This window comes from Paenibacillus farraposensis (genome assembly GCF_020736845.1).
GTDB lineage: Bacteria > Bacillota > Bacilli > Paenibacillales > Paenibacillaceae > Paenibacillus > Paenibacillus farraposensis.
Genome location: NZ_JAFFQR010000029.1, coordinates 232,589 through 247,344 on the forward strand (window position 1 = coordinate 232,589; position 14,756 = coordinate 247,344).

The 14,756-nt window shown below is 44.8% G+C and carries 14 protein-coding genes; 11 read left to right on the forward strand and 3 right to left on the reverse strand.

What is annotated here, in order from left to right:
• Positions 1-386 precede the first annotated feature (386 nt).
• Together JO375_RS06405 and JO375_RS06410 are read left to right on the forward strand one after the other, a co-directional pair.
• The gene (locus tag JO375_RS06405) at positions 387-1,889 is read left to right on the forward strand and encodes a glycoside hydrolase family 68 protein (protein WP_229523662.1); all 1,503 of its coding nucleotides are present in this window, start codon (positions 387-389) and stop codon (positions 1,887-1,889) included.
• Positions 1,890-1,966: 77 nt separating this feature from the next.
• Positions 1,967-3,580 (forward strand): glycoside hydrolase family 32 protein, encoded by a 1,614-nt coding sequence (locus tag JO375_RS06410; protein ID WP_322098703.1) that lies wholly within the window; start codon positions 1,967-1,969, stop codon positions 3,578-3,580.
• A 145-nt stretch (positions 3,581-3,725) separates the two neighbouring features.
• On the opposite strand, the gene JO375_RS06415 is transcribed toward JO375_RS06410, so the two are convergent.
• Complete coding sequence (locus tag JO375_RS06415; RefSeq protein ID WP_229523663.1) at positions 3,726-4,190, reverse strand: MarR family winged helix-turn-helix transcriptional regulator; 465 nt, start codon at positions 4,188-4,190, stop codon at positions 3,726-3,728.
• Positions 4,191-4,474: 284 nt separating this feature from the next.
• Between JO375_RS06415 and JO375_RS06420 the strand changes: the two genes are divergently transcribed.
• From JO375_RS06420 to JO375_RS06435, 4 genes are all read left to right on the forward strand, one after another.
• Positions 4,475-4,909, forward strand: a complete 435-nt coding sequence (locus JO375_RS06420; RefSeq protein WP_229523664.1) for a hypothetical protein — start codon at positions 4,475-4,477, stop codon at positions 4,907-4,909.
• Positions 4,910-5,087: 178 nt separating this feature from the next.
• Positions 5,088-5,273, forward strand: coding sequence for a hypothetical protein (locus JO375_RS06425; protein ID WP_229523665.1), 186 nt, complete (start codon positions 5,088-5,090; stop codon positions 5,271-5,273).
• Positions 5,274-5,291: 18 nt separating this feature from the next.
• Complete coding sequence (locus tag JO375_RS06430; RefSeq protein WP_229523666.1) at positions 5,292-5,591, forward strand: spore coat protein; 300 nt, start codon at positions 5,292-5,294, stop codon at positions 5,589-5,591.
• A gap of 225 nt (positions 5,592-5,816) precedes the next feature.
• The gene (locus JO375_RS06435) at positions 5,817-7,151 is read left to right on the forward strand and encodes an amino acid permease (RefSeq protein ID WP_229523667.1); all 1,335 of its coding nucleotides are present in this window, start codon (positions 5,817-5,819) and stop codon (positions 7,149-7,151) included.
• Between the two features lie 27 nt (positions 7,152-7,178).
• Here the strand turns inward: JO375_RS06435 and JO375_RS06440 are convergent, their stop codons facing one another.
• A complete protein-coding gene (locus JO375_RS06440; protein ID WP_377529119.1) occupies positions 7,179-7,856 on the reverse strand; it encodes a LysE family transporter in 678 nt (225 codons plus the stop codon).
• 155 nt (positions 7,857-8,011) lie between these two features.
• Between JO375_RS06440 and JO375_RS06445 the strand changes: the two genes are divergently transcribed.
• A complete protein-coding gene (locus JO375_RS06445; RefSeq protein ID WP_229523668.1) occupies positions 8,012-9,682 on the forward strand; it encodes a ribonuclease J in 1,671 nt (556 codons plus the stop codon).
• An 80-nt stretch (positions 9,683-9,762) separates the two neighbouring features.
• Positions 9,763-9,903 carry a hypothetical protein gene (locus tag JO375_RS06450; RefSeq protein ID WP_229523669.1) on the forward strand — a complete coding sequence of 47 codons (141 nt, stop codon included), beginning with the start codon at positions 9,763-9,765 and terminating at the stop codon, positions 9,901-9,903.
• 23 nt (positions 9,904-9,926) lie between these two features.
• On the opposite strand, the gene JO375_RS06455 is transcribed toward JO375_RS06450, so the two are convergent.
• On the reverse strand, positions 9,927-11,186 hold the full coding sequence (locus tag JO375_RS06455) for a BaiN/RdsA family NAD(P)/FAD-dependent oxidoreductase (protein ID WP_229523670.1): 1,260 nt from the start codon (positions 11,184-11,186) through the stop codon (positions 9,927-9,929).
• A gap of 291 nt (positions 11,187-11,477) precedes the next feature.
• Between JO375_RS06455 and JO375_RS06460 the strand changes: the two genes are divergently transcribed.
• From JO375_RS06460 to nadE, 3 genes are all read left to right on the forward strand, one after another.
• Positions 11,478-13,208 carry a two-component system sensor histidine kinase NtrB gene (locus tag JO375_RS06460; protein ID WP_229523671.1) on the forward strand — a complete coding sequence of 577 codons (1,731 nt, stop codon included), beginning with the start codon at positions 11,478-11,480 and terminating at the stop codon, positions 13,206-13,208.
• A 142-nt stretch (positions 13,209-13,350) separates the two neighbouring features.
• On the forward strand, positions 13,351-13,785 hold the full coding sequence (locus JO375_RS06465) for a BrxA/BrxB family bacilliredoxin (RefSeq protein ID WP_229523672.1): 435 nt from the start codon (positions 13,351-13,353) through the stop codon (positions 13,783-13,785).
• Between the two features lie 113 nt (positions 13,786-13,898).
• Positions 13,899-14,708 carry an ammonia-dependent NAD(+) synthetase gene (gene nadE / locus JO375_RS06470; RefSeq protein ID WP_229523673.1) on the forward strand — a complete coding sequence of 270 codons (810 nt, stop codon included), beginning with the start codon at positions 13,899-13,901 and terminating at the stop codon, positions 14,706-14,708.
• Positions 14,709-14,756 lie beyond the last annotated feature (48 nt).

Genomic DNA, 14,756 nt, shown 5'->3' on the forward strand with positions numbered 1-14,756 from the left:
TCATAGACGAAGCCAACGTATTTCTTCATCGGATAGTGGACTACTAAAGAACTATTTTTTTGAATTCGTTTGCAAATAGCGTTTTTTATGAACGATTTTGAATGATTTTGAAGGAAAATGAAGTAACTGACCTGGCAGCTTTAGATGTGCAAGAAAATCAAGTAACAAATTTTTACGCTTTTAATATGAATGAAATCAAAAATAATTTTCAGAAATTTACTAGGAAAATATGAGGATAAATTTTAGAAAGAATCTTGTTCCTGGTCTGAGATAAAGGGGATTTTCAGTCTATACCAATCGTTTGTCATACCATTTAAAATGGCCCTACCAACAAAAAGTTGGGTTCTTCATGAGAATGAACAACGAGAACAAGGGAGATGAAGTACTTGAAAATCAACAAATTTTTCAGAAAAGCGACTACACTAACGGTAGCAACCACTTTGCTACTTGGAGGAGGCATTCAGGCTTTTGCTGAAAAAAAGGCTGATTCTGATCTTAAAACAGATAGTGCATTTACCCAAATTACACGTCAAGACATGTTGAATATTTTCAAACAACAAGGCAAAGAGAAATATGAGGTTCCTTCCTTCGACGCATCGACCATCAAGAATATTATGTCCGCAAAAGGCCACGACAGCTCAGGCAAGCTGATTGACCTGGATGTCTGGGATTCTTGGCCGTTACAAAATGCCGATGGTACCGTAGCCAACTACAAAGGATATAATATCGTTTTTGGACTGGCAGGCGATCCGAAAAGAGCGGAGGACACATTTATATATCTGTTCTATCAAAAAGCAGGCAATACTTCGCTGAGCGGCTGGAAAAATGCTGGCAGAGTATTTAAAGACACTGATAAATTGCTTGGCAACGATCCGATTTTAAAAAATCAGGCAGAAGAATGGTCCGGTTCGGCTACTTTAACCTCCGATGGAAAAGTACGTTTATTTTATACCAGCAGACAGCCTTATGATCCGAATAACCAATTATACGGCAAACAAACCTTGAGCACGGCGCAAATTAATCTTTCCCAGCCTGATCATGACACACTGAAAGTGGATGGGGTCGAGGATTTGAAACCGATTTTTGACGGTGGAGACGGGAAAACCTATCAAAATGTGGAGCAAAGCGTCGGCGTGGATATGGATAACCATACGCTTAGAGACCCTCACTATATTGAGGATCAAGGCCGCAAGTATATCATTTTTGAAGCGAACACAGGAACGGAGACAGGCTACCAGGGGGAAGATTCTCTGCAAAACCCGGCTTATTATGGCGGCAATAAAAAATTCTTCACGGAAGAACTGCAAAACCTGCTGCATAGTCCCAAGAAAAAGGGAGCTGAATTGGCAAACGGCGCACTGGGCATTGTTGAATTGAATAATGACTATACCTTGAAAAAAGTAATGCCACCACTGATTGCGTCCAATCTGGTAACCGATGAGATCGAACGGGCGAATGTGTTCAAAATGAATGGCTTGTGGTACTTATTTACGAGCACAAGAGGTTCCAAAGTGACCGTTGATGCGATCGGTGATGATGATATTTATATGCTGGGTTATGTTTCCACTTCCTTGACAGGGACTTACAAACCGTTGAATGGAACCGGTCTCGTTCTCCATCAGGACCTGGATCGCGATGATATTACCTGGACGTATGCCCATTTTGCTATTCCGCAAGGCAAAGGCAATAATGTAGTTGTTACCAGCTACATGACCAATCGGGGGCTTTTCCCGGACCACAAATCTACTTTCGCGCCAAGCTTCCTACTGAATATTAAAGGCTCGAAAACCTCTGTTGTGAAGAACCGTATTCTGGAGCAAGGACAAATTGCGATTGACCCTACGAATGACAAAGAGACACCTTCAATGAGTATGGAAAGAAGTAAATAGATATATGCAGTATGTCCGAAGGCGGCAGCTTGGCAACTTACCGATCTGTCGTCCATCGGACGGGTACATATGATGCAATGAAAGGTAAGGAGGATCGTCATCATGAAAAAATAGCTCCCAAGAGCAATTGGATACGATCCGTTGTAGTCATCGCAGGTTTAACGATATTCATAGCTTTGGGCTGGAGTATGTGTCAGCGGGCTGCGAGCCAAACTCCAATACCTCCTATAACGTCAAAAACTCAAGAGACTCAAAGTAAGCATATAACACCGACCTATCGGGCGGTGTATCATTTCACAGTTCCTGACAAGTGGAAAAATGATCCGCAGCGGCCCATTTATATGGATGGGAAATATCATTATTACTATTTATACAATCGGGACTATCCTGAAAAAAATGGTACAGAATGGCGGCATGCCACCTCAACCGATTTGGTTCATTGGAAGGATGAAGGCGTGTCGATTCCCAAATATACCAATCCGAATGGCGACCCATGGTCTGGATCGGTTGTGATTGATGATAACAACAGCGCTGGCTTTGGAAAAGGGGCTCTGGTAGCTGTTGTGACGCAGCCTTCCGCCCATGAAGGGAAGCAAGAGCAATTTCTGTGGTACAGCGTCGACAAAGGTATGACATTTACCTCTTATAGTAATGCCCCTGTGATGCCGAATCCGGGTATCCGTGATTTCAGAGACCCGAAAATCATATGGGACTTGCGCCGCAAAAAATGGATCATGGTCATGACGGAGGGAACAAAGATTGGCTTTTACGAATCTGACAATTTAAAGGAATGGCGTTATATGAGTGGCTTTAGTACCGAAAATATCGGAATTGTGGAATGTCCCGACCTCTACCGAATGCGAGCGGAAGATGGAGCCTATAAGTGGATTCTCGGCGCAAGCGCAAATGGGAAATCAACAGGTAAACCTAACACGTATGCATACTGGACCGGAGATTTTGACGGGAACCATTTTTCACCGGACGACCCTAAGCCGGAGTGGCTGGATTACGGCTTTGACTGGTATGGGGCGGTGACGTTCGAGGATGGAAAAGGCAGCAATCAATACAGTTATCGTTATGCGCTGGCCTGGATGAACAATTGGGATTATGCCAACAACACGCCTACTTTAAAGGAAGGCTTTAACGGGATGGACTCCGTTGTTCGTGAGATCCGCTTGAAGCATGAAGATGGGTCTGGGTACCGTCTGGTTTCACAACCGATCGAGGCTTTGAAGCAATCATCCACTTCAAGGGAGTCATTGGACCAGATCGAGGTCAATGGTACGTACACGCTGCCGATAAAGGCCGATGCTTATCAGTTGGAGACGGTTATATCGTGGTCGGCACTCAAAAATGTTGGCTTGCGATTGCGAGAATCCGAGGACGGCAAACGTCATGTAGATGCCGGAGTTTCTTTGGAAGGTCATTATTCTTACGTCAACAGAGCATATACAGGGCAGCCGGATCAGAGTGGAACTTACGTAGAGAGTAAAGCGCCTTTTGATGTGAACCGCAAAAACGTTCATCTGACAGTGCTGGTCGATAAAACCAGCATCGAAGTTTTTGTAGATGCCGGAGCGGTGGTGCACTCCAATTTAATCTTTCCGCGCATGGATGATCAGGGAATTACCCTGTATACCAATGGCGGTACAGCTAATTTTGAAAATATTGTCATCCGTAAATTTAGGTGACAATTGAGCGATAGGTATGTCCACAGCTAAAGGTTCAGCGCCATAGATAAAAAGCCCGCCCCACTTTGCACGTGGGGCGGGACCTTTGTGAAAAATGCCACAATCATAGTCGGCCATAATCAACGAATGAATCGATTTGGCAAGTTTACTTGTGATAAGGTGACAGGTTATCAGCGCTGCGCCCCAATTTTTTTAGCAAACCGATGAGCTGATCTCTTTCGCTTTCGTTAATTCCGCTAAAGGCGCGTTCAATCTGACGTGTGTAGTCAGGATAAATTTCGTCCATGAGGCGTTGTCCCTCGTCCGTCAATTCTGCATATATAATCCGACGATCCTGGTCGCACGGGTGACGGTGCAAATAACCGCGACTCTCCAGCTTGTCGATAACATAAGTGACATTTCCGCTTTGCAGCAGGAGTTTCGCTCCAATCTGTTGAATCGGTTGCGCTCCCTTGTGGTATAAAACTTCCATTACGGCGAAGGCCGTTGGGTTGAAGCCCACCGTTTTGATGCCAGCAACCGCATGTTCGTTTACACTTTTGAATGATTTAGCAAACACGCTGTATAAATGCATGGATTGCTGTGTCACCAATGTTCGGTAATCGATCATCTTCATTCCGCCTTTATGTATGGATTTGGGCATCCTTTGCCCGCTCGGTTCGGATGGCCGGGCAACCATACCCTAACTACTAGCATAAAGGGATTTACGAAAGGAAAACATGCGATTTGTCACAGTAGCTGTTTTTTTAATTATTTAATTTCAAAGTTTTAAAGTGAATTATTGAAAAATAAAGGAATTGGATGTAAAAATATCGCTCCGATTGGTTATATTAGAAAATAACCTAGTGATAACCCCCGAATAATAAATTAAGCATTTCAGAGGAGATGAGGCACATGGATACGGGTTCTTTTCGTTTTCAATTTCGTGATCCACAGCAGGCTGCAGAGGCCTGTGAAACACTAAAGGAAATCGGATACTCTGCCAGCACGAACGGTGATACGGGTCTCAGTATTCATATTGAGAACCAGGATGTGCTGTCTGCACTGGAAATTTGCCAAGTCTATGAAGGAAGCATGATTGAGTCCGGGATTCTCTCTTTTCGCCCGGATACGACTCCCGGTGAACAAGGAAATACCAGTGTACGAAATCCAGGCTATAGCCCGGAGGATTGGATTATCCCTGCGCACATTATCAATGAGGATTGGAGCGAAGCGTATAAAAACGGCTCCTCGCAAACGTACACCAACACAACACAGGAGCATAATGTCAGCTCGGATCAACAACCGGAGGACGATGTGGATGGTTTTTCAGGCAGCATCCATATCTGAATACACAATACATTGAAGTACAGTATGGGTTCACACAACTGACTATTGGTTTTGAAGGGGCTTTTCTTCATATGAGAAAAAAGCCAAAAAGAACATTCATGAAAACTTAGGTTATTTAGAGCATGCATAATGGTAGGAGCTATAGGAAATAACAAATTTCAGAAAGGAGGTCTTGACCTTGCAAAAATTAGGAGTTCACGAAAAATTAGAATTGCATGAGCTGCTTACGTTTAAAACGACTTGTGTTACAAAAAGTCAAGCTATGCTTCCTTTAGTCTCGGATTCAAAATTAAAAAATATTTTACAGCAAGATATTAGCGGTGGTACACAAGATATTCAACAGCTTAAAAATCTGCTTATGTAATTTTAAAGGAGGATTAACGTGAATTCTTTTATTGAGAATATGACTGAAACGAGCCCTATGACCGATCAGGTGATTGCTTCTGATTTGTTAATTGGAGCTAAAAGTGGAATCAAAAACTACGCTGCTGCGTTAACAGAGGCCACCAGCTCGGAAGTTCGAAATGTTCTTTGTGACCAATTGAGTAAAGCTGTTAATCTTCATGAACAAATTTTTAATTATATGAAGAACAATGGCTACTATAACGCTTATGATCCAGATCAGCAAATTCAAATGGATATTCAAAATGCAGACAAGGCACTTTCTTTACCCAAAGTTTGAACATTTGAGTTTAACGCAACAAAAATAACTACGTGGTCTCAAATGAGTCCCTGACGTTTTATGTAGAAAAGAGCATCAGCAAACCTTTAAGCGAGTTTGCTGGTGCTTTTTTATTGGGGCATGCTAATCACTTGAATCATAATGACATCCACATGCTATATGGTGAAAAAGGCAATCATAAAACGGAAAACTAAGTCTCTAATTCAGGAACAGGGTGATTTTCTTATGGGTAAGTCTTCAACAGGCAGGCAAAAAGATCAAAAATTAAAATGGTGGCAGCTTAGTTTGTTAGGGATTGCAGGTACTATCGGAACAGGATACTTCCTGGGGTCCGGCCTAGCCATTTCCATTGGCGGTCCAGCTGTTCTAATTGCATACTTTTTTGCAGCTGTTGGAACATATGTGGTGTTCGATGCCCTTTCACGTATGACGGCAGATCATCCAGAACAGGGTTCTTTCCGTTCCTATGCACAAAAAGCATTTGGGAATTGGGCAGGCTTTGGCAGTGGCTGGGTATATTGGTTCTCTGAATTGCTTATTAACGGCAGCCAGCTAACTGCGCTGTCTATATTCTCACGTTTTTGGTTTCCCGAGGTACCGATGTGGATCTTTGCGGCAGGCTTCGGCATTCTAGGGCTTGTGATTGTTTTTTTGGGTAATAAGGGTTTTGACCGTATTGAAAATGTACTGGCTATCATTAAGATGGCAGCTATTGTTATGTTCCTGGTTCTGGCTGTTGCGCTTTTGGCAGGCTGGATTGGAAGAGGAAAATATAATCCGAAGCTCCCAATCCATTACAAAGATTTTTTTCCAACCGGCGGGATAGGATTGTGGTCTTCTTTTATTTTTGCCTTCTATGCATATGGAGGTATTGAAGTGCTCGGAATTATGTCAAATCGGCTTCAACAGCCTAAGGAAGCACCTAAAGCTGGAAAGGTGATGCTTATTACGCTGGTTGTAGTATATATGCTTTCTATTGGCCTGGCTGTATCTATGGTACCAATCCGTGTCTTTAATCCACAAGAAAGCCCTTTTGTGCTTGCGCTCAGTAGTGATCATTTGGCTTTTGTCCCCCATTTGTTTAACGGAGTGCTTATTATTGCAGGGTTCTCAACGATGACAGCATCCCTATACGCAGAAACATCTATGATGATTACTCTTGCACAGGAAGGAGATGCCCCCACATTATTTTCACGGAAGTGGAAGGGCAAATACCCTCTTTTTGCACTTAGTTTAATCTCTGTTGGATTAATTGCAGCAATTGTCATGTCGTTGCTGTTACCGGGGAAAGTATATGAATATATTACAACTGCTGCGGGTTTAATGCTGCTATATAACTGGTGCTTTATTTTGTTGTCTTCAGGCAAGCTACTGGAGCCGAGCAGATCAAGCAACATTAAACGTTGGATTGGATTATGGTTAATAGCCATGGCTGTGGTCGGATCTTTTTTTCATAAGCTTAGCCGTCCCGGTGTTTATATCAGCTTCCTGCTTGTCTTATTAGTTGCGATAAGTGACTTCATTGTGCAATGGGTTCGTCAAAAGCATATGAAGGCCTAACTAATACTCATGTCAAAAAACTAAGAATTAGTGGAAAAACAGTAATCGAAATGCCTGCACACCAAAATAAAAGCCAAAGCCTACAAGAGATAAACCGGACAGCCAAGAGATGGTTTTAAGCAGTTTGGTTTTTAGAAAATTGTGGAAAATACTTGAAGCAGCAGCCATGGTCACATCCCAGAGCAGCACGCCTAACACGATGGCTCCGCTAAAGATCAATAACTGTTGTACTGGATATGAATTAGCGACGTTTGCCAGTATTGATCCGTAAATGCCAAGCCAGAAAAGAATGGAGAGAGGATTAAATAGTGACATAAGAAAGCCAGAAAGAAATGAGTTGGTTAGTGTACTACCATTTCCTCTTAAATTGGATTCTGAAATTACACCTGCATTTTTAATGCTTTCAAGACCTGTATACACAAGTACGAAAAAACCAAACATCCATAAAAAAGCTTTGACAAATGGGGAATTCAGCAGGTGAATCATTCCAAAATAAACTAGCAGCATATAGATGATATCTGCGGTTATTGCGCCAAGCCCGATAAACCAGGCGTGCCAAAATCCATTCCTGATTCCTCGATCCAACTGTGCAGCATTAATCGGTCCAATGGGAGCGGAAAGTGACAAACCAAGAAAAACATAACTAATAATTGTATTAATCTTGTTTTCCTCCTTGAGTATTATGGATGTTATGTATTTGTCCATTCTAGTTTATTCGGACAAATCCGTGTGTAAGACCATAATTTTTTGTCGTATATTCCAGGAGTTTCTTTTTGTGTCCGGGAGGATTGTATGATGCATAAGTTTACGTGGAAAATGAATAATATGGATAGCATTTTCCTAAGGAGGAAATAAACCTGATGCTTGCTGATAACAGATTACTCATTGCTGCTCTAGGCGGTGTGAATGAAATCGGGAAAAACATGTATTTCATCCAATACGATCAGGATATTGTCGTAATCGATTGTGGCTCCAAGTTTCCTGATGAAAATTTGCCTGGTATTGATCTCATTGTGCCGGATGTCACCTATTTGCTGGAAAACCAGGATAAAGTTAGAGCGATCATTGTAACTCATGGCCATGAGGATCACATTGGGGGCATTCCTTATTTACTGAAGCAGATTAACATTCCCGTATTTGGGACAAAGCTCACCATCGAATTGTTAAAGATTAAGTTAAAAGAGCACGGTCTTTTACGTGATGCTGAGCTTCATCTTATTGATGCGAAATCAACCATCGATATAGGCACGATCCAGGCTTCCTTTTTCACTACTGTCCACAGCATCCCGGACTGCCTGGGCGTTGTTTTTCAGACACCGGAAGGAAATGTGGTCCATACTGGCGACTTCAAATTCGATATGTCTCCCGTAAGCGGGCCTTTTCCGGATCTTCACCGGATGGCTGATATTGGAAAGCAGGGGGTTAAAGTACTTCTCTCCGAAAGCACGAATGCGGAAAGACCGGGGTTTACGCCATCAGAACGTCTGGTCGGCTCGCATATTCTGGATGCATTCGCCAGAGCCAAGCAGCAGGTATTTATCTCCACGTTCGCTTCTAATGTCAACCGTGTCCAGCAAGTCATTGACGCGGCTGTGGAAACCGGACGTAAGCTGGTTTTGCTCGGACGCAGCATGATAAATGTGGTGACGGTGGCCAAGGAACTGGGCTTTTTGAAGATGCCGGAGGACTTATTAATCGAGCCGGGAGAAACAGAGCGGTTTCCTGTAGAAAAAATTGCAGTTTTATGTACAGGAAGTCAGGGCGAGCCTATGGCCGCACTGTCCCGTTTGGCCAATTCCTTGCATCCCAAAATCGAAATTTTGCCCGGTGATACTGTAATTATTGCTGCGGGGGCCATCCCCGGGAATGAGCGCAACCTTTCCCAGGTCATTGACAACTTGTATGTACTGGGCGCCGAGGTTATTTATGGATCGGGCAACGCCACAGGAATGCACGTATCCGGTCATGGCAGCCAGGAAGAGCTAAAATTAATGATGACACTGATGAAGCCACAGTATTTGATCCCTATACATGGCGAATTCAGAATGTTATATCGGCATCGCCAATTGGCGGATTCTGTGGGGATTCCGATGGAGAATGTATTTATCGTCCATAATGGTGATACCATTCAAATTGAAGAAGGAAGAGCATCCCTGGGCCCTAAAGTGCCATCCGGCAATAGTCTGGTCGATGGGCTGGTGACAGGTGACGTAGGTAACATTGTGCTGCGAGACCGGAAAAAGCTTTCTTCAGACGGAATGCTGATTATTGTCATGACGTTAAGCAAAAACGAGAAACAAATGCTTGCAACGCCCGAGATCATTTCAAGGGGATTTGTATATGTCAGGGATTCCGAAGACCTCATGAAGCAAATCCACGAAACGATCATGTCCACAGTGAGTGAGCTGACAGAAACCGAAATGAGCCAGTGGAGTCTGATTAAGCAGATGCTAAAAGATGATGTGGGCCGCTTTATTTACAGTCAGACCAAGAGAAGACCGATGATTTTGCCTATTATTATTGAGGTATAGGAATAGCGGCAAACATCAAAATAAGATGGATCTTGTTCAAAAATACACCATTACTCCCAAAAAAGACTTAAATCAGCAATATGACTGATTTAAGTCTTTCTAATTGTGCGCCCGGCATGGGCGATAACTTGGCGGTGAAAGTCCGCTACAGGCAATGCCGATTAATGGCGGTTTGCAGCGAAGCGGAGGATTTGAATCTGGAGAAGGGACAGCGATCGTAAGATCAAAGCCTACGCGCAGCGTCTTAATTGTTTATGGCCGCTTGTGTTCCTGCTGTATGCCCTGTCGTAAACGCCGCTGTAATATTATAGCCGCCAGTGTAGCCATGAATATCCAAAATCTCACCACAGAAAAACAATCCCGACATCAGCCTGGACTCCATTGTTTTGGGGTTAATCTCCTTTAAATTCACACCGCCCCCGGTAACAAACGCTTCCTTCAAAGAGAGCGTACCATTCACGCGGATTGGAAACGCCTTGATGTGATGGGCAAGCTCCTGCCACTGCTGCTTGGGAATATGATCATAAGTTGTATCCTCGCGCAGCCCAGCTTGCTGGAGCAATAAAGGAATTAAGCGTTCCGGTATATATGGCTTAAGTACGTTCTTGATCGCCTTTTTGGCATCAGCTGCTGCCAGCGCCAGTGTTTCGCGGTAGACTTCATCAGCATGCTTGTGAGGCTGCAAATCGAGAGTCAGCAGCACCGTGCTGGTCTTGTCCTTTTTCATCCCTTTGACGACAAACTGACTGCACCGCAGTGCAGTTGGCCCGGACAGGCCGAAATGTGTGAAAATCATATCTCCTTCGTGAACGATCACTTTCTTGTGCTTGGCATTCCATACAGTCAGGCTGATATCGCGCAAGGATAGTCCCTGAAGTTCCTTCGTCTGGATAAACGGCTCGCCTGACGTCAACGGTACCTCCGTTGGATACAGCTCTGTAATCGTGTGCCCGGCTTGTTCGGCCCAAGCATAACCGTCGCCTTCCGAGCCTGTATGTGGGACAGATTTGCCGCCGACGGCTACAATGACGTTACGGCTGCGCAGGATTTCCCCGGAACGCAGCCTCACACCAGCCGTATGACCTTCTTTATAAATAACTTCTTGTACGGGGCAGCTTGTACGAATGTCGACTCCTTGAGAACGTACTTTGTTGACCAAAGCATCAACAACTGTCTTGGCTTTGTCCGTCACTGGGAACATGCGCCCGTTGTCTTCTTCTTTCAAGGCTATACCCATCCCCTCAAAAAAGGCGATGATGTCCCGATTGCTGAATGCCGCCAGTGCACTGTGCAGAAAACGGCCATTCCCCGGGATATGCCGGATAAGCTCGTCCAGCTCCTTGGCATTAGTGACATTGCAGCGTCCTCCGCCGGAAATACCGAGCTTGCGCCCGAGTTTATTCCCCTTTTCCAGTAAAAGCACCCTGGCGCCCTTACCGCTGGCTGCCGCAGCGGCCATCAACCCGGCTGAGCCGCCTCCGATCACAATCACGTCGTAAATCATGAAATCTCTTCCTTTTCGTTGCCAATTTTCAAAAAAATTTAGAATGGTGTAACAGTTCTTTCATTATATCGTAATAGCGTCTCTTTAAATAAGCTTTAGCGTCATATTGCATGTGAAGTTCCCATTTTTCGGGTCTGAGCATACGTAAAAACGCTTTCGTTCTATTTAATTGTCGTTTTGCGGATTTTGTCGTTCTACACCGGAATTTTAACACATATATTGTAATATATTGTAGCCTGTGCTTTAATTCAACTAACGGCGTCAAGGAAAGATGAGGAGGAGGAAAAGTCCTTGTTAATTGCGTTGAAGGAAAGTGTGCTCCAGGTTCTCCTTGCCGTTATATCGGCGGGTTTTTTCTCTATATTAACGGATTCTGGGGATAAGAAAAAGGTTTGGGGTGGTCATCTGCTTCCCGGTCCTAATCAAGGAATACTTTACTTGTGTTGCTTGCCAGCCATCATGCTATGCTCTCTCTTTCAATATCAGTCTCCATATGGTCTACCTTCCAATCTCGGAATTATACCCCTCACAGTCGGCATCATGTACGGTAGACGTCGTACCGCCATTGCGCTCGCCGCTTCTGCATTCATGGGGATCCTGATTATAGCCCAGGCGATAGGCATGTCGCCGATGTATGTGGGCACAGGTTTTATTCTTTTTCCTTTTATGCTACTTCATGTCAGGTTTTTCCAAAGGGGAACACTGTTGGACAAAAAGCTTCTGATCTCCGCTTACGTAGTAGGTGATATGCTGCTTAAGGCGTTATTTCCGCTATTGTGGGGCAAACAGGATGTATGGATATATGTTCCCGATGTGCTTACTACGCTATGGAATATTACCACAGGTATACTGGCAAGCTTTTTGGTTGTGAACCTGATGCATGACGCTTTCGAGAAACTGGCGTTGCGGCGCGATGTGAGCAAATTTACGAGCAAATACTTAATTGAAGCAGATAAGCTGCGTCAGGTCATGGATTTGATGCCTTTATCCCTGGTCACTCTGGACAGCGAAGAGCGAATTGTACATATGAACAAAACGATGCTGGAATTTTATCGGGACTTCGATCCTCTCGTTACACTGCCCGAGTTAGTGGGTCGTCCATTGACCTCGTTACATGACTTTAACATTCCACCGCCGGTTAACGAACGAATCGCGAAAGCACTGGAAGGGGAGGCGAGTGCTGATTTTATTAATGTACCGCCTAAAGTGTTCTTTTGCAACTTTCTTCCCATGCATGACAAAGATGTAGAAAAACCGACAGGTGCTATTATAACTTTGCAGGATATTACAGAGCTGGAGACACTCCGCAGTGAACTGGGGAATTTCGAGAGGCTTAGTCTGGTCGGCCAGATGGCAGCAGGCATCACTCATGAAATACGCAATCCCATGGCGGTGGTACGTGGATTTTTACAGCTTATGCGTGAGAAAAGCCCGGATTCTCTTGGCCATTACTACCGTATTGTGATGGAGGAACTGGATCGGGCCAACGGAATTATTAACGATTTTCTTTCACTTGCCCAAAATCGGATTGTAGAGAAGGAGCAATGCCATCTTCATGATATTATTCGTGAGCTCTCGCCTTTATTGTGGGCAGATGCGAATCTGAGGGGACAGACGATTGAGCTAAAGCTGGAGGATCATGTGACGACGCTGCATCTGAACCCAAAGGAAATGAAGCAATTGCTGCTTAACTTGTCGCGTAATGGGATGGAGGCTATGGAGGAAAAGGGTGTACTAACCATTTCCACTCATGAGGAAGAGGATTTTGTGGAGCTGGAAGTAAAGGATACAGGATCGGGAATTCCGCAAAAACAGCTTGAAAAGCTGTTCCAGCCTTTTTATACCACCAAAACGAAAGGCACGGGCCTGGGACTGGCCATATGCCAAAGCATCGTGGAGCGGCATCACGGTACAATCACCGTAGATTCCGTGGAGGGAGCAGGCACGCAGTTTAGAGTCCGATTGCGTAAAACCATCCCAACCTACAGGGAGCCTTCTGTCGTGAATTCCATACAGAATTAATTATACAAATATATAGGTCCTTATTTTTTTGCAAATTACGTGAAAAAGATTGTATAATGGAGATTAAGTTTCCGTGTCTTTAAGACAGGAGGATCAACTGAACCACGTAGTATACATGATTTTGTAAAAGGAGCGGGAAAATATGTCTATGTCTTTTGACCAATATATGAGAGATTCAGTTCAACCAATGCGCGATGAGCTGACCAACCTTGGATTTCAGGAGCTGCGCACTGCAGAAGAAGTGGAAGCCAAGCTGCCTACTGCCAAAGGAACAACGCTGGTTGTTGTAAACTCGGTATGCGGCTGTGCCGCTGGTCAATGCCGTCCGGGTGTGGGCGAAGCGCTCAAGCATGATATTACACCGGACCACCTGTATACGGTCTTTGCCGGACAGGAAAAGGAAGCAACGGCGAAGGCTCGCGAATATTTCGCACCGTATCCGCCATCTTCTCCTTCCATCGCGCTGTTGAAAGACGGCGAGCTGGTACACTTCATCGAGCGTCACCAGGTAGAGGATCGCTCGGCAGATCAAATCGCAGCTGATTTGACCAGTGCATTTGATCGTTTTTGCCGGTAAGACTGCTCAAGCTATGCCCCGCATTTTTCGCCTGCGAAATTTGCCGGGGCTTTTGCATGTTGGCTTGCCATGTTGCCTTGTGAAGTAAATTCCTAAAAAGAGGTGCATATCTGATGAGTTTGCAGGAACAGATTATTGCTGAACTAGGAGTACAGCCTACGATTAATGTAGAGGCAGAGGTTCGCAAACGCGTGGATTTCCTCAAGTCGTATGTCACGAAAACCGGAAGCAAAGGACTACTGATCGCCATCAGCGGCGGGATTGACAGTGCTGTAGCGACTGCTCTGTGCAAGCGGGCTACAGATGAGCTGACGCAGGAGCAAGGGGAAGAGTACAAAACATTGGGCGTGTTCCAGCCGTATGGCAAGCAGGAGGATATCGAGCATAGCTATGCAGTTGCCAAAGCATTCGACCTGAAATACGCCGCGGAAACGAACATTAAGGAAGCGGTAGACAAGGTTGCCGTGGAAGTGGAGCACTCGCTAAAGGATATCGGTCTTGAGCGTTCCATTACTCCGCAGGTGAGAGGGAATGTAAAGGCAAGAACACGCATGGTGGTTCAGTACGCGCTCGCTAATGAGCTGAATCTGCTTGTTGTTGGCACGGATCATGCTTCTGAAGCCATCACTGGCTTTTATACAAAATGGGGCGATGGTGCAGTCGATATTACGCCGCTTAGCACGCTGAACAAACGCCAGGTGCGTATGCTGGCGAGCCACCTTGGAGTTCCGCAGGCCATTTTGGACAAAGCGCCTACAGCGGGATTGTGGGAAGGCCAGACAGACGAAAAAGAATTGGGCATCACCTATGAGGCCAACAGCGACTATCTGGAAGGGAAGGAAATTGATCCGGCGGCACGCGAAAAGCTGGAAAGCTTCTTCCTGCGTACAGCCCATAAGCGGACAAGCATTCCGGGAGTGTAAGCACGAAATCTTATGAATGGTAAAAACCAATACAAACGGCGATCCGCC